General features: G+C 60.0%; 21 protein-coding genes and 1 other RNA gene. 12 read left to right on the top strand and 10 right to left on the bottom strand.

Going from position 1 to position 22,728, the window contains the following annotated elements; all coding sequences use genetic code 11:
* Positions 1-8: 8 nt before the first annotated feature.
* The 4 genes from HU759_RS29360 to HU759_RS29375 all read left to right on the top strand — a co-directional run bounded on the left by HU759_RS29360 (position 9) and on the right by HU759_RS29375 (position 1,429).
* Positions 9-218 carry a TIGR02449 family protein gene (locus HU759_RS29360; RefSeq protein ID WP_003177365.1) on the top strand — a complete coding sequence of 70 codons (210 nt, stop codon included), beginning with the start codon at positions 9-11 and terminating at the stop codon, positions 216-218.
* Positions 215-532 (top strand): cell division protein ZapA, encoded by a 318-nt coding sequence (locus tag HU759_RS29365; RefSeq protein WP_017135267.1) that lies wholly within the window; start codon positions 215-217, stop codon positions 530-532. The genes HU759_RS29360 and HU759_RS29365 overlap by 4 nt, the downstream gene beginning before the upstream one ends.
* A 30-nt stretch (positions 533-562) precedes the next feature.
* Positions 563-741: non-coding RNA, 6S RNA (ssrS, locus tag HU759_RS29370), on the top strand.
* Positions 742-799: 58 nt separating this feature from the next.
* Entirely contained in the window at positions 800-1,429 is a 630-nt protein-coding gene (locus HU759_RS29375) for a 5-formyltetrahydrofolate cyclo-ligase (protein ID WP_099550294.1), read from the top strand.
* Positions 1,430-1,438: 9 nt separating this feature from the next.
* On the opposite strand, the gene HU759_RS29380 is transcribed toward HU759_RS29375, so the two are convergent.
* Positions 1,439-1,588, bottom strand: a complete 150-nt coding sequence (locus tag HU759_RS29380) for a hypothetical protein (protein ID WP_010207387.1) — start codon at positions 1,586-1,588, stop codon at positions 1,439-1,441.
* A 194-nt stretch (positions 1,589-1,782) separates the two neighbouring features.
* Here HU759_RS29380 and HU759_RS29385 point away from each other — a divergent pair, with 194 nt between their 5' ends.
* The 4 genes from HU759_RS29385 (at position 1,783) to HU759_RS29400 (ending at position 7,170) form a co-directional block, all read left to right on the top strand.
* Positions 1,783-2,232: an EVE domain-containing protein gene (locus HU759_RS29385; protein WP_099550293.1), complete on the top strand. Its 450-nt coding sequence runs from the start codon at positions 1,783-1,785 to the stop codon at positions 2,230-2,232.
* Between the two features lie 140 nt (positions 2,233-2,372).
* The gene (locus tag HU759_RS29390; RefSeq protein WP_099550436.1) at positions 2,373-3,338 is read left to right on the top strand and encodes an efflux RND transporter periplasmic adaptor subunit; all 966 of its coding nucleotides are present in this window, start codon (positions 2,373-2,375) and stop codon (positions 3,336-3,338) included.
* Positions 3,335-6,052, top strand: a complete 2,718-nt coding sequence (gene rbbA, locus HU759_RS29395; protein ID WP_186618283.1) for a ribosome-associated ATPase/putative transporter RbbA — start codon at positions 3,335-3,337, stop codon at positions 6,050-6,052. Before HU759_RS29390 ends, rbbA begins: the two co-directional genes overlap by 4 nt.
* Entirely contained in the window at positions 6,052-7,170 is a 1,119-nt protein-coding gene (locus HU759_RS29400) for an ABC transporter permease (protein ID WP_017135262.1), read from the top strand. Before rbbA ends, HU759_RS29400 begins: the two co-directional genes overlap by 1 nt.
* A gap of 97 nt (positions 7,171-7,267) precedes the next feature.
* Here HU759_RS29400 and HU759_RS29405 read toward each other — a convergent pair whose 3' ends face one another.
* Positions 7,268-7,675, bottom strand: coding sequence for a flagellar basal body-associated protein FliL (locus tag HU759_RS29405; RefSeq protein ID WP_017135261.1), 408 nt, complete (start codon positions 7,673-7,675; stop codon positions 7,268-7,270).
* Between the two features lie 150 nt (positions 7,676-7,825).
* Here HU759_RS29405 and HU759_RS29410 point away from each other — a divergent pair, with 150 nt between their 5' ends.
* A complete protein-coding gene (locus tag HU759_RS29410) occupies positions 7,826-8,803 on the top strand; it encodes an NADPH:quinone oxidoreductase family protein (protein ID WP_017135260.1) in 978 nt (325 codons plus the stop codon).
* Positions 8,804-9,084: 281 nt separating this feature from the next.
* The gene (glpT, locus tag HU759_RS29415; RefSeq protein WP_017135259.1) at positions 9,085-10,422 is read left to right on the top strand and encodes a glycerol-3-phosphate transporter; all 1,338 of its coding nucleotides are present in this window, start codon (positions 9,085-9,087) and stop codon (positions 10,420-10,422) included.
* Here glpT and HU759_RS29420 read toward each other — a convergent pair.
* Both HU759_RS29420 and HU759_RS29425 read right to left on the bottom strand, forming a co-directional pair.
* Complete coding sequence (locus HU759_RS29420) at positions 10,419-11,072, bottom strand: gamma-glutamylcyclotransferase (RefSeq protein WP_017135258.1); 654 nt, start codon at positions 11,070-11,072, stop codon at positions 10,419-10,421. The genes glpT and HU759_RS29420 overlap by 4 nt on opposite strands.
* 26 nt (positions 11,073-11,098) lie before the next feature.
* The gene (locus HU759_RS29425) at positions 11,099-13,480 is read right to left on the bottom strand and encodes a TonB-dependent receptor (RefSeq protein ID WP_186618284.1); all 2,382 of its coding nucleotides are present in this window, start codon (positions 13,478-13,480) and stop codon (positions 11,099-11,101) included.
* Positions 13,481-13,781: 301 nt separating this feature from the next.
* On the opposite strand from HU759_RS29425, the gene HU759_RS29430 reads away from it, so the two are divergent.
* Positions 13,782-14,258, top strand: a complete 477-nt coding sequence (locus HU759_RS29430) for a hypothetical protein (protein ID WP_017135256.1) — start codon at positions 13,782-13,784, stop codon at positions 14,256-14,258.
* A 123-nt stretch (positions 14,259-14,381) separates the two neighbouring features.
* Here HU759_RS29430 and HU759_RS29435 read toward each other — a convergent pair whose 3' ends face one another.
* From HU759_RS29435 to HU759_RS29460, 6 genes are all read right to left on the bottom strand, one after another.
* Entirely contained in the window at positions 14,382-15,350 is a 969-nt protein-coding gene (locus HU759_RS29435; RefSeq protein WP_056860765.1) for a CDP-6-deoxy-delta-3,4-glucoseen reductase, read from the bottom strand.
* Positions 15,350-16,816 (bottom strand): 4-hydroxy-3-polyprenylbenzoate decarboxylase, encoded by a 1,467-nt coding sequence (gene ubiD / locus HU759_RS29440; RefSeq protein ID WP_017135254.1) that lies wholly within the window; start codon positions 16,814-16,816, stop codon positions 15,350-15,352. The genes HU759_RS29435 and ubiD overlap by 1 nt, the downstream gene beginning before the upstream one ends.
* Before the next feature lie 59 nt (positions 16,817-16,875).
* Positions 16,876-18,879 (bottom strand): acyltransferase family protein, encoded by a 2,004-nt coding sequence (locus HU759_RS29445; protein ID WP_177033781.1) that lies wholly within the window; start codon positions 18,877-18,879, stop codon positions 16,876-16,878.
* A 155-nt stretch (positions 18,880-19,034) separates the two neighbouring features.
* Positions 19,035-20,294: a transcription termination factor Rho gene (gene rho / locus HU759_RS29450; protein ID WP_003176825.1), complete on the bottom strand. Its 1,260-nt coding sequence runs from the start codon at positions 20,292-20,294 to the stop codon at positions 19,035-19,037.
* Between the two features lie 235 nt (positions 20,295-20,529).
* Complete coding sequence (gene trxA / locus HU759_RS29455) at positions 20,530-20,859, bottom strand: thioredoxin TrxA (RefSeq protein ID WP_003213989.1); 330 nt, start codon at positions 20,857-20,859, stop codon at positions 20,530-20,532.
* A gap of 120 nt (positions 20,860-20,979) precedes the next feature.
* Positions 20,980-21,675: an FCD domain-containing protein gene (locus HU759_RS29460; RefSeq protein WP_169988007.1), complete on the bottom strand. Its 696-nt coding sequence runs from the start codon at positions 21,673-21,675 to the stop codon at positions 20,980-20,982.
* A gap of 256 nt (positions 21,676-21,931) precedes the next feature.
* Between HU759_RS29460 and HU759_RS29465 the strand changes: the two genes are divergently transcribed.
* Positions 21,932-22,717, top strand: a complete 786-nt coding sequence (locus HU759_RS29465; protein ID WP_017135251.1) for a transporter substrate-binding domain-containing protein — start codon at positions 21,932-21,934, stop codon at positions 22,715-22,717.
* Positions 22,718-22,728 lie beyond the last annotated feature (11 nt).

Consider the following 22,728-nt stretch of genomic DNA (forward strand, 5'->3'; position numbering starts at 1 on the left):
GGAACCCAATGGAAGACACCGACCTGCAAGCGCTGATGGCCAGACTCGAACTGCTAATTGATCGGGTCGAGCAACTTAAGAGTCAAAACGGACTCCTATTAGCTCAGGAAAAGACCTGGCGCGAGGAACGCGCTCACCTCATTGAAAAAAACGAAATCGCCCGGCGTAAGGTCGAATCGATGATTTCGCGCCTGAAGGCCCTGGAGCAAGACTCATGAGTTCAAGCAATAGCGTTACCGTGCAGATCCTCGACAAAGAATATTCGATCATCTGCCCCCAGGAAGAACGTAGCAATCTGGTGAGTGCTGCCCGCTATCTGGACGGCAAGATGCGTGAAATCCGCAGCAGCGGCAAAGTCATCGGCGCCGACCGTATCGCCGTGATGGCCGCACTGAACATTACCCACGATCTGCTGCATAAGCAGGAACGGCCTGACGTGCAGGCCAGCGGCTCGACGCGTGAGCAAGTGCGTGACCTGCTCGAACGCGTGGATCTGGCACTTTCTACCGAGCCAGAGCCACCCAAGGGCTGATTGACGCGTCTGTTTAAGGTATACTCGCCCCACTCCCTGGCGTGTTTGCCAGTCGGCGATGTCCCTGAGCCGATTCGCACTACCCTGGAAGTTGCACGTTGGGCTGGTGTGCATGTCCGCTAGACGGAAAGCCTTAAAGCCTACTGCATCTTCCACCTTGAACTTTCGGGTTCAAGGGCTAAGTCGACAGCGGCTCTGTCGGGGAGCCTGAATTCCCAAACTCAATGCCAGTCCCAGGACTGGCATTGTTTTATGAGCCGAACAACCATGACCGAACCTGCGCCGCTTTCCCGTCCGCAACTTCGACGCATGTTGCGCAAAGCCCGCCGCGCGCTTACGCCGAGCGAGCAGCGCAAGGCCGCTCACGGCCTGTATCGGCAACTGGCACAGCACCCGTTGTTTCGCCGGGCCAAACATATCTCTTTATATCTGCCCACGGACGGTGAAATCGATCCGCGCCTGCTGCTGCGCGCTGCCCAGCGCCGGGGCAAGGCCACTTATCTGCCGGTACTCAGTGCCTGGCCGCGCACCAAGATGGTGTTCCAGCGTGTGCGGCCTGGAGATAAGTTGTTGCCCAACCGCTTTCGCATCCTTGAGCCGCACGTAAATGCCAACCGCCAGCGCCAAGTTTGGGCGCTGGACCTGGTGCTGTTGCCGCTGGTGGGCTTCGATGATGTGGGTGGGCGACTGGGCATGGGCGGTGGGTTTTATGACCGCAGCCTGGCCTACCTGGCTCGGCGCAAAAACTGGCGAAAACCCACGCTGCTGGGCCTGGCCCATGAATGTCAGAAGGTCGAGCGCCTGGCACAGGCAAGCTGGGATGTGCCATTGGCTGGCACGGTCACCGATAAAAAATGGTATGTCGCAGAAACGTCGCTGGAACCAGCGACGCCTTAAAAAGCAGTGTTAGCGCTTGAACGGTTGTGGCTGCTGCTGAGCCAGTTCAACCGGTGCATCGGTCTTGTTCGACCACAAGCTCTGGGCATATCCGGTGGTCACGACGCCCAGGCCAAACAAAATAACCAAAATCCATAGTAAATCCGGTTTACGTTGCATCGATTGCCCCCCTTCAGGCACCTCGTACACGATGACAACAACGTTCCAAAGTAGTCCGTTGCAGCTGCGTCAAGCTTAAAAGCGGGCATTCTGCGGTAACGTGACCCAACACGCAAACCTTGACGCCAACCGACTGTCGGTTTGTCATGGAATTGCCTGACAACTTATCCAATGCCTTTTTCAGGAGCCCAAAAATGGCCTACTGGCTGATGAAATCCGAGCCCGATGAACTCTCCATCAAAGGCCTGGAAAAGCTCGGTGAAACGCGCTGGGACGGGGTGCGCAACTATCAGGCACGCAACTTTTTGCGCGCCATGGCCGTTGGTGATGAGTTTTTCTTCTACCACTCCAGTTGCCCTGAGCCGGGCATTGCCGGTATCGGCAAAATTGTCGAGGCGGCCTATCCGGACCCGACCGCGCTGGAACCCGAAAGCCACTACTTCGATGCCAAAGCCACGCCGGAGAAAAACCCGTGGACTGCACTCAACGTGGCCCACGTCGAGACCTTTGCAAAGGTGCTGGGCCTTGGCTACCTGAAACAACAAACCGCCCTCGCCGAATTGCCGCTGGTGCAAAAAGGCAGCCGATTGTCGGTGATGCCGGTGACGGCCGAACAATGGGCAGCGGTACTCGCCCTGCGCTGAAAAGGCAGAACCCTGCGGTCACACCTGTGATGCATGCATCTGCACGCCAAGCGGGTTAGGCTTGCGCTTCATTTGACCGGTATCAAGACCCTTCGGGCGGTATCGGTCAAACTAGGATGCTAATGCCGCAGGATGCCGTCATGTCTACGAATCACACTATGTCGCGCCTTTTCGCCGTTGCGCTCATCACCTTGTTGCTGGGTGCCGGCGGCTTCGGTTATTGGCGATCGACTCAGGACCGCCTGCCCGAAGGCCTGAGCATGGGCAATGGCCGCCTGGAATCCACCGAAGTGCAGATCGCCGCCAAGATCCCCGGGCGCCTGGCCGAAGTGCGCGTAGATGAAGGCGACAAGGTGCTCAAAGGTCAATTGCTCGCACGCATGGACACCCGCACCCTTGAAGCCCAGCGCACCCAGGCCGAAGCCGAAGTGCTGCGCGCCAAGGAAAACTTCGCCGCCGCCGAGGCCAACGTGCAACTGCGCCAAAGCGAACAATTGCTGGCCCACCAGGAACTCAAGCGCACCCAGGAGTTGTACAAGCGCGGCTTTGCCAGCAGCCAGTTGATCGACCAGCAGCAAGCACGCCAGAACACCGGCAATGCGGCCGTGATCGCAGCGCAGGCTCAAGTCAACGCAGTGAAAGCGGCCATCGGCGCGGCGCAGGCCCAAGTGGCCCAGCTCACCAGCGAAATCGACGACAGCAGCCTGCGCGCGCCCATCGACGGCATCATTCAATTGCGCCTGGCTGAACCGGGTGAAGTGCTCGGCGCAGGCGGCAGAGTGTTACTGCTGATTGACCCGAATGATCAGTACATGAACCTGTACCTGCCCGCCTCCGTCACCGGCCGCCTGACCGTTGGCAGCGACGCACGCATCCTGCTCGACGCCCTGCCCCAGCAGCCGCTGCCGGCAAAAATCAGCTTTGTTGCAGCCAAATCGCAATTCACCCCAAAAGAGGTTGAGACCCGCGACGAACGCCAAAAACTGGTGTTCCGCGTCAAGCTGCGCCTGACCCAACCCAGCGCCGTACCACAAGCCAAACCGGGCATGCCTGGCGCGGGTTATGTGCGCACGGCAGATATCGACTGGCCGGCCAACCTGCAATGACCGACCTGGCGCTGCACGCCACCGGCATCCAACACCGTTACGGCAAGCAACAGGCGCTAATCGACATTGCCTTCAGCCTGCCGGCGGGCACCCGTTGCGGGTTGATCGGCCCGGATGGCGCGGGCAAGTCGAGTTTGCTGGGGCTGATCGCCGGGGTCAAAAAACTTCAGGCAGGTCAGCTTGAGGTGCTCGGCGGCTCCATCGAAGATCGCCGCCATCGCAATAGCCTGTACCCGCGCATCGCCTTTATGCCCCAAGGCCTGGGCGGAAACCTTTACCCTGAGTTGTCCATCAGCGAGAACATCCGGTTCTTCGCCACGCTGTTCGGTTTGTCCAAAGCCGATTGCGAGCAACGCATGCACAACCTGCTGCTGGCCACCGACCTCGCACGCTTCGCCGAGCGCCCGGCCGGCAAGTTGTCCGGCGGCATGAAGCAGAAGCTCGGCCTGTGCTGCGCGCTGATCCACGACCCTGATTTGTTGATCCTCGACGAACCCACCACGGGCGTCGACCCACTGTCGCGCCGGCGTTTCTGGGAGCTGGTCGACACCGTGCGCAGCGAGCGCCCACAGCTGACGCTGCTGGTAGCCACCGCCTACATGGAAGAGGCCGAGCAGTTCGAACATTGCCTGATGCTCGATCGCGGCAAGCTGATCGCCGACGGCCTGAGCCGCGAGCTGGCGGCCGTTACACCCAGCGGCAAACTGGATGAGGCTTTTACTCATTTCCAGGGTGACAGCGCCCACGACAACCAGGCGCTGGTGATCCCGCCGCGCGAAAGTGGCAACACTGACATCGCCATCGAAGCCCACGACCTGACGCTGCGCTTTGGGGATTTTACGGCGGTGAACAAGGTCAGCTTTGCGATTGGTCGCGGCGAGATATTTGGCTTCCTCGGCTCCAACGGCTGCGGCAAGACGACCACCATGAAAGTCCTCACCGGGCTGATGCCGGCCACCGAAGGCAGCGCCACGCTGCTGGGTAACCCGGTGAATGCCAAGGATTTGGCCACTCGCAAGCGCGTGGGCTTTATGTCGCAAAGCTTTTCGCTGTACGGCGAACTCAGCGTGCGCCAGAACCTGGTGCTGCATGCGCAACTGTTCGACTTGCCCAAGGCCGACAGCGGCCCGCGTATCGACGAGCTGATCCAGCGCTTCGACCTCGATGAAGTGGCCGAGCAACCCTCCGGCGAGTTGCCCCTGGGCCTGCGCCAGCGCTTGTCACTGGCGGTGGCGGTGCTGCATCGCCCCGAAGTGCTGATTCTCGATGAGCCCACTTCGGGCGTCGACCCCGCGGCGCGGGATGATTTCTGGCGGCTATTGGTTGAGTTGTCCCGCGAGCAAGGCGTGACGATCTTTCTGTCCACCCACTTTATGAACGAGGCCCAGCGCTGCGACCGCATCTCGCTGATGCACGCGGGCAAAGTGCTGGCCTGCGACACCCCCGACGCGTTGCAGCAGCAATTCCACGGCGACACATTGGAGGCTGCGTTCGTCACCTGCCTGGAACAGGCCCAAGGCGAACCCGAACCTGCCGCACCGAACAAAACTGTCAGCGAAAGCAGCACGCCGCCCGTCAGCAAACGCGGCTTCAGCATCGCCCGACTGCTGGCCGTGGCCAGCCGCGAAGGCAAAGAGCTGTTGCGCGACAAAGTGCGCATGGCCTTCGCCCTGCTCGGTGCGATGTTCATGATGGTGATCTTCGGTTACGGCATTTCCCTGGACGTGGAAAACCTTGCCTTCGCCGTCTACGACCAGGACCAGACTCCGCAAAGTCGCGCCTACCTGGAAGCCTTCCGCAGCTCGCGCTACTTCGCCGAACAAGCCCCCATCCGCGATGCCAACGAACTGCACCGGCGCCTGCAACGTTCAGAAATCAAACTGGCGCTGGAAATTCCACCCGGTTTTGGCCGCGACCTGTACGCCGGCCGCCAACCCACCGTGGCTGCGTGGATCGATGGCGGCATGCCGTTTCGCGCCGAAACCAGCCGTAACTACGTCGAAGCGGTGCACCAAGGCAATCTCCAGCAACTGGCCGAACTGAGCAGCCTGCCCGGCAGCACACAAGCCGCCGCCAAGCTGGAAACACGCTTTCGCTACAACCAGGATGTAGTCAGTGTGAACGCCATCGGCCCTGGCGTGATGGCGCTGATCCTGGCGTTTATCCCGGCAATGCTCACCGCGTTGGGCATCGTGCGTGAAAAGGAGCTGGGGTCGATCACCAACTTCTACGCCACGCCGCTGACGCGCCTGGAGTTCCTGTTGGGCAAACAGGCGCCGTATCTGGCCGTTAGCCTGGTGAACCTGGCACTGCTGGTGGCGATGAACCGCTGGCTGTTCGGCGTGCCATTCAAGGGCAGCGGCGTGGCGCTGGCGGTAGGCGGCCTGTTGTATGTACTCGCAACGACGAGCATGGGTCTGCTGATTTCCGCGTTCACCCGCACCCAGATCGCGGCGATCCTCGGCACCATGATCATCACCAGCCTGCCGACCATCCAGTTCTCCGGGCTTATCGTACCGCGCTCGTCCCTGGAAGGCGCGGCCGCGCTGATGGGCACGTTATTCCCCGCCGGGCACTTTCTGGATATCGCAGTGGGCACCTTCACCAAGGCCCTGGACCTGCGCCAGTTGTGGCCGCAATGCCTGGCGCTGTTCGGGTTTTTCGTCGGGTTCACTGGGCTGAGCCTGATCATGCTCAAAAAGCAGGAGGCCTGATGCACAAGCTCGCTCATATCCTGCGCCTGGGCTTCAAGGAATTGACCAGCCTGCGTCACGACAGCGTGTTGCTGCTGTTTTTGTTCTACGCCTTCACTGTCGCGATCTACATGCCCGCCGCTGGCTCGGTCATTGGTGTGCACAACGCCAGCGTGGCGTTTGTTGATGAGGACCACAGCGCGCTGTCGCGGCAAATGGCCGAGGCGCTGCAGCCGCCCGAGTTTCAACCGCCTGCACCACTGGACTACGACCAATTGGACAAGGTCATGGACAGCGGCGAGTACACCTTCGTGATCAATGTGCCAGCCAACTTCCAGGCCGACCTGTTGGCCGGGCGCCAGCCGGGTGTGCAGGTGAACGTCGATGCCACAGCGATGAGCCAGGCATTTATGGGCGCAGGCTATATCGGCCGGATTTTCCAGCGTGAGTTACAAAGCTACGGCGGGCAAACCGACGCGGCTGGCAAGACGCCTGCGCGGCTGACCACACGGGCGTTGTTCAACACCAACCTGGAAGGCGGCTGGTTTTTGGCGGTGATCCAGATCGTCAATAACATCACCATCCTGGCCATTGTGCTCACCGGCACAGCGCTGCTGCGCGAGCGTGAGCACGGCACGCTCGACCATTTGCTGGTGCTGCCACTGACCGCGCTGGAAATCATGCTGGCAAAAATCTGGAGCAACATGCTGGTGGTGGTGCTGTGTACGTGGCTGTCGCTGGAGCTGGTAGTCAAAGGCTTGCTCGGTGTGCCGCTGGCCGGGTCTTTGAGCCTGTTTTTGCTGGTGACGGCGCTGTACCTGTTTGCGAGCACGGCACTGGGGATCTTCCTCGCCACCCTTGCGCGTTCGACGCCTCAGTTTGGCTTGCTGGCGATTCCGGTGATTATTCCGATGCTGCTTCTGTCTGGCGGCAGTACGCCATTGGACAGCATGCCCGAGTGGTTGCAATGGGTGATGCAGGGCTCGCCGTCGACGCACTTTGTGAGTTTGAGCGCGGCCATACTGTTTCGTGATGCGGGCGTGGGTGTGGTGTGGCCGGATTTGCTGGCGTTGGTGGGGATTGGGTTGGTGTTTTTTGCGGTGGCCTTGGCCAGGTTTCGTAAAAGCCTGGCTTCCTGAAGCGTCTGTACCGGCGCCATCGCGGGCAAGCCCGCTCCCACCCTTGGAATGCATTCACCTGTGGGAGCGGGCTTGCCCGCGATAGTCGCGCAGCGACTTACTGGATGATCAAGTTGTTGAACAACAGGTCTTCCACCACCGGCTTGCCGGTCTCGTCATTCATGACTTGCTGGGTTTGCTTCAGGGCTTCCTGGCGCAGCTTTTCTTTGCCTTCGACCGTGCTCATGGCTTCGTTGGTCTGCTGGGTAAACAGCGCCACCAGTTGGTTACGAATCAGCGGGTCGTTGGCTTTGACGGCCGCTGCCGCTTCAGGCCCGGTCACGCGCAGGGCGATGTCGGCCTTGTAGACCCGCAGTTTTGCCGTGCCATCCAGGCCGTAATTGCCCACAAAGGGTGGGGTCAGGCTGATATAGCTGACCTTCGGCGCCTCGCCTTCTTTCGCTTCTTCGGCCTGGGCTGCCAACGGCAAGGTCAGGGCGAGCATCAACAGGATCCACGCTTTCACAGTTCATTCCTCGAATTCGGTTGCCGGGTAGCATAACGCTAGCGAGGCTGAGTACAAGCTTATGGCGACTTATCAGGGCCAGGCATGCTCGTTGACCCACGGGCGTACCCTCCTACACTTATCGGCCACGACGCCAAAAGGAATAGTCCGATGAAAGCTGTGCTGTGCAAAGCCTTCGGCCCCGCCGAAACCCTGGTGCTGGAAGAGATCGCCAGCCCCGCGATCAAGAAGAACGAAATCCTGCTGGACGTGCACGCGGCCGGGGTGAATTTCCCGGACACCTTGATCATCGAGGGCAAGTACCAGTTCAAGCCGCCCTTCCCGTTCTCGCCGGGTGGCGAAGCGGCCGGCGTGGTCAGCGAAGTGGGTGAAAAGGTCAGCCACCTCAACGTCGGCGACCGGGTCATGGCCCTGACCGGTTGGGGCAGCTTTGCCGAGCAGGTCGCGGTGCCGGGCTATAACGTGCTGCCGATCCCGCCGAGCATGGATTTCACCACTGCCGCCGCCTTCAGCATGACCTACGGCACCTCGATGCATGCACTGAAACAACGCGCCAACCTGCAACCTGGCGAAACCCTGCTGGTGCTCGGCGCTTCCGGCGGCGTGGGCCTGGCGGCGGTGGAAATCGGCAAAGCCATGGGCGCCCGGGTGATTGCCGCCGCCAGCAGCGCCGACAAACTCGCCGTGGCCAAGGCGGCCGGTGCGGATGAGCTGATCAACTACAGCGAAGCCAGCCTCAAAGACGAGATCAAGCGCCTGACCGACGGCAATGGTGTCGATGTGATCTACGACCCCGTCGGCGGCGACCTGTTTGACCAGGCCGTGCGTGGCATTGCCTGGAACGGACGCCTGCTGGTGGTGGGCTTTGCCAGCGGGCGCATTCCCGAACTGCCGGTAAACCTGGCGCTGCTCAAGGGTGCGTCGGTAGTCGGGGTGTTCTGGGGCTCGTTCGCCCAGCGCCAGCCGCAGGACAATGCGGCGAACTTCCAGCAGTTGTTCACCTGGTATGGCGAGGGCAAGTTGAAGCCGTTGGTGTCGCAGACTTACCCGCTTGAGCAGGCTGCGCAGGCGATCAATGACCTGGGGCAACGCAGGGCTGTGGGAAAGGTTGTCGTCCAGACCCGCTGAATGCGGTTCATGTGGGAGCTGGCTTGCCTGCGATGGCGGCGGGTCAGCTCACACAGCTGCAATTGATAGACCGCTATCGCAGGCAAGCCAGCTCCCACAGTTGATCTCTTTAGGTCTTAAGACCTGATACCGACCCACACTTATCTATTAGCGACATGTTCGTAAGAGAACATGCAATCGCTCCAATTTCCTGTGTTTGCAGATAAGAGGCGATGCTATTTTCGGTAACGAAACTGTAACATTCGCATCCGCAGTCAAAACAAGAAATTTGGAGCTCTTGAATGTTTGCTTTCTTTCGTCCTGCCGCACACCAGGCGCCCCTGCCTGAAGAAAAAATAGACAGTACCTATCGACGGCTGCGCTGGCAGATCTTCGCCGGTATTTTCTTCGGTTACGCGGGCTACTACCTGCTGCGCAAAAACTTCTCGCTGGCCATGCCGTACCTGATCGACGAGGGTTACACCCGTGGCGAGCTGGGCCTGGCAATGTCAGCCATCGCGATTGCCTACGGCTTGTCCAAGTTCTTGATGGGCCTGGTGTCCGACCGCTCCAACCCACGCTACTTCCTGCCCTTTGGCCTGTTGATATCGGCCGGGGTGATGTTCATTTTCGGTTTCGCACCTTGGGCGACGTCCAGCGTAACCATGATGTTCATTTTGCTGTTCATCAACGGCTGGGCCCAGGGCATGGGCTGGCCGCCGAGTGGGCGCACCATGGTGCACTGGTGGTCGCAGAAAGAACGCGGCGGCGTGGTGTCGGTGTGGAACGTGGCGCATAACGTCGGCGGCGGCCTGATCGGCCCGCTGTTCCTGCTGGGTATGGCGTGGTTCAACGACTGGCACGCAGCGTTCTATGTGCCGGCGACCGTGGCATTGGCCGTGGCGGCATTTGCCTTCATCACCATGCGCGACACCCCGCAATCGGTCGGCCTGCCGCCCATCGAGCAGTACAAGAACGACTACCCGGAAGGCTACAACGCCAGCCACGAAGACGAGTTCAGCGCCAAGGAAATCTTCGTCAAGTACGTGCTGCGCAACAAAATGCTGTGGTACATCGCCTTCGCCAACGTGTTCGTCTACCTGCTGCGCTACGGCGTACTGGACTGGGCACCGACCTACCTCAAAGAAGCCAAGCACTTCGACGTGGATAAAACCTCGTGGGCGTACTTCTTCTACGAGTGGGCGGGCATTCCAGGCACGCTGCTGTGCGGCTGGATGTCGGACAAGATCTTCCGTGGCAACCGTGGCCTGACCGGCATCGTGTTCATGGCGTTGGTCACCGTGGCGACCCTGGTTTACTGGCTCAACCCGCCAGGCAACCCAATGGTCGACATGATTGCGCTGTTCTCCATCGGCTTCCTGATCTACGGCCCGGTGATGCTGATCGGCCTGCAGGCGCTGGAACTGGCGCCGAAGAAAGCCGCGGGCACCGCTGCTGGTTTCACGGGCTTGTTCGGCTACCTGGGTGGTTCGGTGGCAGCGAGTGCGGCCATGGGCTACACCGTGGACCATTTCGGCTGGGACGGTGGGTTTGTGTTGCTGGTGGGCGCATGCCTGTTGGCGATCGCGTTCCTGATCCCGACGCTGTGGCACACCAACAGCGTCAGCGCGGCGCGTTAATTCCCGCCGCAGTCTTTGGCACAACGCTTGAGCCGCGCCTCCAGATTCTTATCTGGCATGGCGTGGCTACGCAGGGCGTTCACGGTCTGCTCGACATAATCGCGAGTGGTGCCGTAACGCCCGCAAGCGCTTTCCAGCACGTGGTTAAGCACGATATCGGGCAGGTTGCCAGCATAGCTGGGCAAGTGCCGCTCCAACACAAACCCCAGCGCCTGCACTTGGCTGCCATCTTCCAGGCGGCAGCTGAGCCAGTGCGGTCGGTACGACGGGTAAGGCATCTCGCGCTGCCACAAGGCATAAAGCGAGGCCTCAAGCTGGTCTTCCGGCAAGCGGTAGGCAAACCCGCTGCAAGAACCGCCGCGATCCAGGCCGAACACCAACCCCGGCGACTCCGGCGTGCCTCGATGCTCATGTGACCACAGGTACAAACCCCGGTGATAACCGTGAACCCGTGCGCGCATGCGCTGGGTCGACGAGCATTCGGGACGCCAGATCAGCGAACCATAAGCGAATAGCCAGACCGGCCCGCCCTTATGCCTGGCCATGGTGGCCTGCATCGAACTCATTAATTGCTCGTGAGTCAGTTGCGGCCCCAGATCGAGCCGCGGAGGGTAAGCCAATTGCAACAGATCGGTTTCAATAACGGTCATGGCGGATCGCTTAGGTCCCCTGCGTGTTACCAGTTGTAAGCAACTTTACCGTAATAAAACGCGCCGCTGTAACCGTACGGCGAAAAAGTGCTGTAGGCGAGGTTGCCGCCGCTGCTGGCGTAGGCATTGACCTTCTCCGGGTATTTATCGGTGATGTTGTCGCCGCCCAACGTGAAGGTCCAGTTCTTCAACTTATAGTCTGCCGACAGGTCCAGCACCCAGGCGGCCTTGAAGGTCTGGTCGTTGACCTTGTCGGCCTGGTAGCTGGTGAATTCCCCATAGCGCACCAGGTTGCTGTGCAGCGCCCAACGACCGTAGGTGAAGTCGTTGCCCAGGCTGAGCTTGTGCTGCGGCGTGGTATCGCCCAGCAAACCAATGCGCTCACGGCGGTCTACCCGCACCAGGTTGGCGCCCAGGCTGTCCAGAATCGCCGGGTTGGGCTTCACGTCGGTGACTTTGGTGTGGTTGTAGTTGTAGCCCACGGTGCTGTTCCAGCGGATGCCGTTATCGAACGGGTAACGATAGTTGGCCACCAGGTCGACACCGTCGGTGCTGGTGTCGGTGGCGTTGGTGAAGTAGCGGGCGCTGGTGTAGTTGATGTTGCCGACGCCATTGGCTTGCAGGTAGGCGATAGTCGCCGGGTTGAGATTGAGGTTGGATGACAAGCTGATGCGGTCGCGGATGTCGATGCGGTACACATCGAGCGTCACCGTCAGGTCATCGGCCGGCTCCAGCACCAGGCCAAGACTGTAATTGCGCGACTTCTCGGCCTTCAGGTCTTCGGCGCCCAACAGGCGGGCGACCTGGCTGTTGGCCGGGAAGGTGCCAGCTTCCTGGATGGTGTTGCCGATCAGCTGTGACGAGGTGTAGGCAAAGTTCTGCTGGGCCAGGGATGGCGCACGGAAACCATTGGAAATGCTGCCACGCAAGGCGACTTGCGGGGTGAAGTCATAACGCGCCGACAGCGAGCCGCTGACGTTGGAGCCGAAGTCGCTGTAGTCCTCATGACGCACGGCGGCCGAGGCGCTGAGTTTTTCGGTGAAGTTGGTTTCCAGGTCCAGGTACTGAGCCCAGTTGTGCCGCGAGGTACTACCGGCGTCGGCATCACGGAACCCACCCAGGCCCGAACTGCCGGTCTGGTAGTAGGACGCTGGCTCGCCCGCTTCAATTTGATAACCCTGGCGCAGGTATTCGCCGCCAAAAGCCAACGACACCGGGTACGGCAAAAAGCCCACGTCGAACTCACGGGACAGGTCCAGGCTGACCTGGCGCTGATCGTTGCTCAAGGTACCGTTGTTAAATTTGCGCGGAGTGACCAGGCCGAGTGAGGTGTTGATGGTTTCGGTGCCCAGTTCGTACTGGTTCTTGCCATAGTTGGCCGACAGGTCGTAATGCCAATCGTAGGCCAGCACGCCGCGCAGGCCGACCACCAAGGACGTGTCTTCAAGATTGCCCTTGATCAAAGGCAGGTAGCCATTGGGGTTGAGCGCCGGGATGTTGTTGGACGCGTTGCTCGCCCGATAGAACGCCGCCGTTTCGCCACGACGCTTGCTGTAACCGCCGAAGGTGTAGAACTCGGCTGCATCGTTGAAGGAATATTCGGAGTTGAACTGGAATTTGCCTTCATTGGTGGCCGGCTCGCCCTGACGAAACACGCGCTGACCATAGGTGGTGGAACCCACGCTGCCAGGGCGGAAATCGTCACCGGCGCGGTTGGTGTAGTCGTTGTCGGTGCCTTCGCCCGAAACGTTGATAAAGCCGTTTTCGCCCAAGGCAAACCCGGTGTTGCCGCTGACGTTGCGCTGGATGCCGTCACCCTTCTTGTACTCGCCAAATTTGGTCGAGACAGAGCCGCCGTGGTCGTCGTGCTTGAGGATCACGTTGATCACCCCGGCAATCGCGTCCGAGCCATAGCGCGCCGACGCGCCGTCGCGTAGCACTTCGATATGGTCGACCGCCGACAGCGGGATCGCATTCAAATCCGCTGGCGCCGAACCGCGCCCCACGGCCCCGCCCAGGTTGACGAAAGCACTGGTGTGGCGGCGTTTACCGTTGACCAGCACCAACACCTGATCCGGCGACAAACCGCGCAACTGCGCCGGGCGTACCAGTTCGGCACCGTCCACCAGACTGGGGCGCGGGAAGTTGATGGAAGGAATCAGGCGCGCCAATACCGCGCCCAGCTCATCGGAGCCGGTGCTGCGCAATGTGTCACCGGAAATGACATCGATCGGCGACAACGAGGCACTGGCGGTGCGCTCTTGGGCACGGGTGCCGGTGACGATCACGGTGTCGAGTTTTGGTGCATCGGCGGCTGTTGCGTCCGCCCAGACCGGATTGAATCCCACAGCAGTCAGCAAATTGGCCGACAAAATAGCTGTGTACGCATGTTTCTTGTAACTCCCCATACCGCTCCCCTGCCATTCAAGCCCGGCAATCAAAAAATCAAAGCTTCAATGCTCTGAGTTCACACGATCGGTCCGGCTGGCGGGCGGTAGCGGTCAGTTACTGGTTATTGACGATAAGGCGGTAGTCCGTCGCCTTATAGCTTAATGAGATTATTCCTACATCTAAAATACCTTAATTGCATAAGCATAGGCGGCCGTGTTTTCAGCGCTGGTTCAGGTCATGCCCAACATAAGCCGCCAAACTGCAGATGTTTAGCGACCCACATTAGCCGCTTCTTCAAACGACTATCGAGGTCGAACCATGAAATACCTTTTTTCCGGTCTGCTGCTTTTGCTGCAAACCACCACTGCTCTGGCTTCCGAGGCCGCCGCCAATGACGACAAAGGTTTCTGGTACGCCCAGACCAGTGTCTACACCAAGCATTTTTCGCCGGACCCAAAGCACAACAACAATCAGGACTTGATCAACCTGGAACGTAACGAGGCGTCGGGGTTGGTGTATGGCGGGGCGACGTTTCGCAACTCGTTCAGCCAGCGCTCGTATTACGTCTACGCCGGCAAGCGTTACGATATTGGCGACTCACCGTTTTATATGAAGGTGACCGCGGGCGCGCTACAGGGCTATCGCGGTAAGTACCGCGACAAAATCCCGCTCAACCGTTATGGCGTTGCACCGGCGATCATTCCGTCTGTGGGGGTTCACTTCGGCCCGGTGGCCAGTGAGTTGGTGTTACTGGGGTTCAATGCGGCGATGCTGACGGCAGGCGTGCGTTTCTAGGAACGCCGCCTACCCATGTGGGAGCTGGCTTGCCTGCGATAGCGGCGGGTCAGCTAACACACCTGCAACTGATACACCGCTATCGCAGGCAAGCCAGCTCCCACACTGGTTCAGCTCAAGGCTTCAAGGGCGTGGCGCGTAGGCAAACACATCGGCGCGCATCTGGTGTGCATCCATACCTGCGTCGACCAATGCGTCCAGCGTGCCGTAGATCATCGCCGGTGAACCACTGGCGTAAACGTGCACCGCCTTGAGGTCGCTGATGTCTTCACACACGGCCTCATGCAGCAGCCCGCAGCGCCCTTCCCAACCGCACAGGTCGCTGACCACTTTGTGCAGGAACAGGTTGGGCAGTTGCTGCCATTGCTCCCAGTGTTCGATTTCGTAGAAGTCTTCCGGGCGGCGCACGCCCCAATACAGGTGCACAGGGTGCTTGAAGCCCGAGGCGCGGCAATGTTCGATCAGGCTGTGCATCTGCGCCATGCCGGTGCCGGCAGCGATCAACACCAGCGGCCCGTCCGGCAGTTCGGCCAAGTGAGTATCACCAAACGGCAGTTCAACACGGGCCATCTGGTTACGCTGCAACTGCTCGATCAAATTGCGCGCACTGTCCTCGCGAACCAGCACATGCAGTTCCAGCTCGCGCCCGGCATGGGGCGCCGAGGCCAGGGAAAACGCCGATTTATCGCCGTTGTCACGCTCGATCATCAGGTATTGCCCGGCGTGGTAACGCACCGCCTTCCCGGCCGGCGCACGCAAGCGCACGCGCCATACATCGCCACCGACGTCCACGCACTCACTCAATTGGCACGACAACTTGCGCAACGGCAACTCTCCCGGCGCCAGCACGCCATCCCACAACACAATGCAATCTTCCAACGGCTCGGCGATGCAGGTGTAGAACTCACCATGGTCGCGCACCTCTCCGGCTTGTTGCACCCGGCCTTCCACCAGCAGCGCGGCGCACACATGGCACACGCCATTGCGACACGCCTGTGGGCATTCGTAGCCCAGGCGACGCGCGCCTTCAAGGATTCGCTCACCAGGGACCAGCTCCAGTACGGCGCCGGAAGGTTGCAGGGTTACACGCATCAATCTATTCCCAATTCTTTCCAGATCGCATCAACACGTGCGGTCACAGCGTCATCCTTGACGATCACCCGACCCCACTCGCGGGTGGTCTCACCCGGCCATTTGTGGGTGGCATCCAGGCCCATCTTCGAGCCCAGGCCCGATACCGGCGAAGCAAAGTCGAGGTAGTCGATCGGCGTGTTATCGATCATCACCGTGTCGCGCTTGGGGTCCATGCGCGTGGTGATGGCCCAGATCACGTCGTTCCAGTCCCGGGCATTGATGTCGTCGTCAGTGACGATAACGAACTTGGTGTACATGAACTGTCGCAAAAACGACCACACACCGAGCATTACCCGCTTGGCATGGCCTGGGTACGACTTCTTCATGGTCACGATGGCCATGCGGTACGAGCAGCCCTCGGGCGGCAGGTAGAAGTCGGTAATTTCCGGGAACTGCTTTTGCAGGATCGGCACGAACACTTCGTTGAGCGCCACACCAAGGATGGCCGGCTCATCCGGCGGACGGCCGGTGTAGGTGCTGTGGTAGATCGGTTTGATGCGGTGGGTGATGCGCTCGACGGTGAACACCGGGAAGCTGTCGACTTCGTTGTAGTAACCGGTGTGGTCACCGTAAGGGCCTTCATCGGCCATTTCGCCCGGATGAATCACGCCTTCGAGGATGATTTCGGCGGTGGCCGGCACTTGCAGGTCATTGCCACGACACTTCACCAGCTCGGTGCGGTTGCCGCGCAGCAGGCCGGCGAAGGCATATTCGGACAGGCTGTCAGGCACCGGCGTCACGGCGCCGAGGATGGTCGCCGGGTCGGCGCCCAGGGCCACGGACACGGGAAACGGCTTGCCTGGGTGCTTTTCGCACCACTCACGGAAGTCCAGCGCGCCGCCACGGTGGCTCAGCCAACGCATGATCACCTTGTTGCGGCCGATCACTTGCTGACGGTAGATCCCCAGGTTCTGGCGATCCTTGTTCGGGCCTTTGGTGACGGTCAGGCCCCAGGTGATCAGCGGGCCGACATCGCCCGGCCAGCAGGTCTGCACCGGCAACATGGCCAGGTCGACGTCATCGCCTTCGATGACCACTTCCTGGCACACCGCGTCCTTGACCACTTTGGGCGCCATGGCAATGATCTTGCGAAAGATCGGCAGCTTCGACCAGGCGTCCTTGAGGCCCTTGGGTGGCTCGGGCTCCTTGAGGAAGGCCAGCAACTTGCCGATCTCGCGCAGCTCGCTGACCGACTCGGCGCCCATGCCAAACGCAACACGGTCGGGCGTGCCGAACAGGTTGCCGAGCACCGGAATATCAAAGCCGGTCGGGTTTTCGAACAGCAGCGCCGGGCCCTTGTTGCGCAAGGTACGGTCGCAAATCTCAGTCATTTCCAGCACCGGGGAAACCGGCACCTGGATACGTTTCAACTCTCCGCGCTGCTCAAGTTGCTGCACGAAATCCCGAAGATCCTTGAATTTCATTAACCATGCCACCCGTAAAATAGGCGTACATCCTACCTGCTCTTAAGAGCGCTGGCAGCTTATTGCACGTCATTGCGACTCACACCCGACTCAACGGACTCATTACGCATGGTGTGGAAGAAGGGCTCAAGGAACCCTTCCACATAACGCGTGCCTACGGCCGAGAGGTGGTTGTCATCGGTATACAGCGACTGGCCATCGCGCTCGACCCGGCACCAGCCATTCGTCTCGCACAGCTTGGGCGCGGGGTCCATGAGTTGCACACCGGGGTCTGCCGCGGCGATGCGCTCAAAAACGCTGCTGATATAGGCCTGGCGCTCGACGTGCTCGGCCAGGGGCAAGCCTTCGCGGTCGGTCGGGCGTCCCAGCATCGCCAGGCGGCTGAGCCGGTAAGGCACGTTGAAAGCCTGCAGCGGTACCTCCTTGACCAGCCACACCCTGTGCCCGCTGGCACGCAGTTGCTGCACCAGCGCACTCACACCCTCGGCAAACAGCCGTTCAGCGACGGCGCGGTCGTACTTGCCCGTTTGCGGGTCATGAAGGGAAGCGCCGGTGTCGCCGGAGCGCTGGCCATAAACGTAAAGGCTCCAGCGGGCTACCAGCACCACATCACTGAACTGTTCCTTGCTCAACAACTGGGTGACACGCTCGTTGAACGCTCGGCAGCCTGGGGTGTTTTCTTTGCGGTCGAACGGCAGGCACCCGGCGTAACCGGCCTGAGTGATGCCGAAGTCGTACTTGCGCGAGCCGTCGTTCAACGCCGGGATGAGTGCCGAGGCATGGCTGTCGCCCCAGACCAATGCGCGGGCAGCACTCGCCTGCGGGCCAAAATGGCAAAGTTTGCGGTTCGGGTCTTTCTTGTCATCCGACAGGCACTTAATCAGCGTGGGGCTCCAGGTATACGCTTGGGCGAACTGCAACGCCTGGGGCGACAGCCGCGATGCAAACCCATCCGACCACACCAGGCCTTTGCCGATCAGACCCAGCCCGGCGAGCCCGACCACGCCCGCGATCAGAATCGACCGACGACCCGCCAGCAGGCGCCGCTCACGAAACGGCCCCTCGACGAACCGCCAGGACACATAACCCAGCACCAGGCTCAAGACGAACAGACCCGCCAGCGCCCAGGAGGGCAGGCCAAAAATACTCGCGTACTTGCCAAACACCAGCACCGGCCAGTGCCACAGGTACCACGAATAGGAAATCAGCCCGATGCCCACCAGCACGCGACTGCCCAGCAAGCGCCCTACCCAGGTTGGGTGTTGGCCGTTAGCCCAAATCAACCCCACCACACCCAATACCGGCAACAAAGCCGCCGCCCCAGGGAACGCGGTGTTGGCGTCGTAGCCCAATACCGCCACCAGAATCAGGCCCAGGCTGAACAGACTCACAGCTTGCGCCAACAGGGGACTTGCGCGCCCTGCCCGCACTGGCATCACAGCCAGCATGGACCCGGCCAACAATTCCCAGGCACGCATGGGCAGCAGGAAGAAGGCTTTGTCCGGCTCATTGGCCACCGCCCACACGCTCGCCGCAAACGACACCAGCAGCAACACAAACAAGGCGCTGCGCCACTGCTTCAGCCAACTCGACAACAGCGCCAGCAAGAGTGGGAAGGCAATGTAGAACTGCTCTTCAACCGACAGCGACCAGGTGTGCAACATCGGCTTCATGTCGGAGGCCGTGTCGAAATAGCCGTCCTGGCGCATGAAGAACAGATTTGAGATGAACACCACTTGGTTGTGTATCGAGCGTCCCAATTCCGAATAGTCTTTGGGCGCCATTAAGAACCAGCCAGCCACCAATGACGTAAACATCATGACCAGCAAAGCCGGCAGGATACGCCGTGCCCGTCGCGCCCAGAAATCGACGAAGCTGAAACGCCCCGCTTCACGCTCGCGCCAGATGATCGAGGTAATCAGGAAACCTGAAATCACGAAGAACACATCAACGCCGACAAAACCGCCAGTAACGCCGGGAACCCCAAAATGGAACAAAACCACAGCCAGGACAGCAATGGCGCGCAGGCCATCAATGTCTCTTCGGTAAGCAAGAGCGGTCATAAATCGTAATCAGCCTGATACAAATTGAAGAGAGCGTAGGCGTACTCGCCATTTTTGTTTCTTTACTGACACTCTCGGCACACAAACCTCCCTGTTTGGCGCAAAAAAAATGGCACCCTTCAAGGGCACCATTTTCTCAGACCTGAACCGTAGTATTACTTACGCTTCATAGACAGGAAGAACTCGTCGTTGGTCTTGGTGGTTTTCAGCTTGTCGATGAGGAACTCGATGGCGGCTACTTCGTCCATCGGGTGCAGCAGCTTGCGCAGGATCCACATGCGCTGCAGTTCGTCGTCGGCGGTCAGCAACTCTTCACGGCGGGTGCCGGAGCGGTTGATGTTGATCGCAGGGAACACACGCTTTTCAGCGATACGACGGTCCAAAGGCAGTTCCATGTTACCGGTACCTTTAAACTCTTCGTAGATCACTTCATCCATCTTCGAGCCGGTTTCAACCAGCGCGGTGGCGATAATGGTCAGCGAGCCGCCTTCTTCGATGTTGCGCGCAGCACCGAAGAAACGCTTTGGTTTCTCCAGGGCGTGGGCATCGACACCACCGGTGAGTACCTTGCCGGAGCTTGGGATCACGGTGTTGTAGGCACGCGCCAGACGGGTGATGGAGTCGAGCAGGATCACCACATCCTTCTTGTGTTCGACCAGGCGCTTGGCCTTCTCGATCACCATTTCGGCAACCTGCACGTGGCGGGTTGGCGGCTCATCGAACGTCGAGGCAACCACTTCGCCGCGCACGGTGCGCTGCATTTCGGTTACTTCTTCCGGGCGCTCATCGATCAGCAATACGATCAGGTGAACTTCCGGGTTGTTACGCGCGATGTTCGCTGCAATGTTCTGCAGCATGATGGTCTTACCGGCTTTCGGCGGTGCGACGATCAGGCCGCGCTGGCCTTTGCCGATCGGGGCGCACAGGTCGATGACACGACCGGTCAAGTCTTCGGTGGAGCCGTTACCGGCTTCCATCTTCATGCGCACGGTCGGGAACAGCGGCGTCAAGTTCTCGAAGAGAATCTTGTTCTTCGCGTTCTCAGGACGATCGAAGTTGATCGTGTCGACCTTGAGCAGGGCGAAATAACGCTCGCCTTCCTTCGGAGGACGGATCTTGCCGACGATGGTGTCACCGGTGCGCAAGTTGAAGCGACGGATCTGGCTCGGCGAGACGTAGATATCGTCTGGGCCGGCGAGATAGGAAGCGTCTGCAGAGCGGAGGAAGCCGAAGCCGTCCTGGAGAATCTCCAGCACGCCATCACCGGAGATTTCCTCGCCGCTTTTCGCGTGCTTTTTGAGCAGGGAGAAAATCACGTCCTGCTTGCGCGAACGGGCCATATTTTCTATGCCCATTTCTTCGGCCAATTGGAGCAGGTCGGTAATCGGCTTTTGCTTGAGTTCAGTCAGATTCATATAGGAATGACGTAATCATTTATGGAGGGGGGAAATTAAGCTTTTGGCTTAATGAGGCCGCGCCGCAGAGAAGGCGACAGGATCGCGTACTAATCGAAAAGGAATGCGTCGGCGACGGCTTGCAGGGGGCAGTGGAGAAACCAGTGCGGGGCCGAATGTACCACCTGAATTTCGGAGCGTCTAGCCCTGTTTCACGAAAAAGCCCCGCTATTTTGCGGGGCTTTTTTGACGACGCTTAGATGTTCGCGTCGAGGAAAGCTTGCAGCTGGGACTTCGACAGCGCACCCACTTTAGTGGCTTCGACGTTGCCGTTCTTGAACAGCATCAGGGTCGGGATACCACGCACGCCGTGTTTGGCCGGGGTTTCCTGATTGTCGTCGATGTTCAGCTTGGCAATGGTCAGCTTGCCTTCGTAAGTGGTCGCAATGTCGTCCAGAACAGGGGCGATCATTTTGCAAGGGCCACACCATTCAGCCCAGTAGTCAACCAGTACCGGGCCTTGAGCCTTGAGTACTTCGGCCTCAAAGGTCGCGTCGGTGACGTGCTTGATAAGATCGTTGCTCATGGATGTCTCCGGATTGTAAGCAAAAAAAACGTGGCCCATCATAGCCGCCCTTCCCCCGTTCAGGAAGCCGCCTCTGATTGAGTCTTGCTATGGCGTCGCATGAGTTTGGGTATAGCCCACTCACGGCGTCACGGGAGTCACGAAGGCGATGCCCGTGCGCAATGCCGCATTGCGCACGTGTTCCTGCATGGTTTTCTGCGCCGCAGCACTGGCGCGCCTGGCCAGGGCACGCAGGATCTTGCGGTGCTCTTGCCAAGTCTCCATGGCCCGTTCCGGTCGGATGAACGGTAGCTTCTGGCTCTCCAGGAACACCTCGGCACTGGCACTCAGGATGCTCACCATCGCCTGGTTACCGCTGGCCAGCAGGATCCGCTGATGGAACTCGAAGTCCAGCCGGGCAGCGGCTTCGAAGTCGCCAGCCTTGAGCACTTTGCGCATGGCCTCGACATTGTCTTGCAGGCTGTCCAGTTCATCGAGAGTCAACGTCACTGCCGCCAACCCCGCGGCGAACCCTTCCAGGGCGTAGCGCAACTGGAAGATATCCAGGGGCGTGGCCTGGGCAGCGAAGGGCCAGGCGAACCCCGGCGTTTCTTGCACCTCTTGCACAAACACGCCTTTACCCGGCTGCACACTCACCACGCCCAATGCACTTAAAGACGACAACGCCTCGCGCAACGATGCCCGACTCACGCCCAACTGTACCGCCAGGTCGCGCTGGGACGGCAACGCGTCACCCGCTGCAAAGCCCTGTTCCTTGATCAGTTTGCGGATGGCCTGCAGGGCCGCTTCCGGTACGGCTTGGGCGATGGAATTCATAGAAAACTCAAGGTTGCAGTCAACGGAGCGGCTAGTTGTAAAGCTATTCGCAGCCGGCGGCAAGCCGCGCCCCAAAGGGGCTCGCGAGGTTTTATCGGCGCTCGAAAAAGGTGCGAAAAACTTGCTCACTGTTCAGACCAGTAAGACCACCAGAACTCAACAAATACCAGCGTTCCAGGCCATTGGCGCCGTGATGGCATGGGCCGTGCAATGGCTCGAAACAGAATATTCCCGCGCCCTTCCCCGGAGAGTTGCCATGACCAAGCGCTACAGCGCCCTGCTCACTGCCCTGTTTGCCAGCCTGATGCTGAGCCAGGCGCCCGCCCATGCCAACGGTCTGGACGATATCGTCGCCCGTGGCACCCTCAAGGTTGCCGTGCCCCAAGACTTCCCGCCGTTCGGCTCGGTTGGCCCGGACATGAAACCCCGTGGCCTGGACGTCGACACCGCCAAGCTGCTGGCCGACCAGCTCAAGGTCAAGCTGGAACTGACCCCGGTGAACAGCACCAACCGTATCCCGTTTCTCACTACCGGCAAGGTCGACCTGGTGATTTCCAGCCTGGGCAAGAACGCCGAGCGCGAAAAGGTCATCGACTTCTCCAAGGCCTACGCGCCGTTCTACCTGGCCGTGTTCGGGCCACCTGATGCGGCCATCCACACCACCGATGACCTCAAGGGCAAGACCATCAGCGTGACCCGCGGCGCCATCGAAGACATCGAGCTGACCGCCGTCGCGCCCAAGGAAGCCACGATCAAGCGCTTCGAAGACAACAACTCAACCATCGCCGCCTACCTGGCCGGCCAGGTCGACCTGATCGCCAGCGGCAACGTGGTGATGGTGGCGATCAGCGAGCGCAGTAATAAACGTGGGCTGGAGCTGAAAGTGAAACTCAAGGATTCGCCGGTGTACGTGGGAGTTAACAAGAACGAGCCAGCGCTGCTGGAGAAGGTCAACCAGATCCTGGTCGCGGCCAAAGCCGATGGCAGCCTGGAAAAGAACGCGATGCAGTGGCTTAAAGAGCCACTGCCTGCCGATCTTTGATGCGGAGCTGA

It is taken from the genome of Pseudomonas sp. OE 28.3, from assembly GCF_014268205.2.
Taxonomy (GTDB): Bacteria; Pseudomonadota; Gammaproteobacteria; order Pseudomonadales; family Pseudomonadaceae; genus Aquipseudomonas; species Aquipseudomonas edaphica.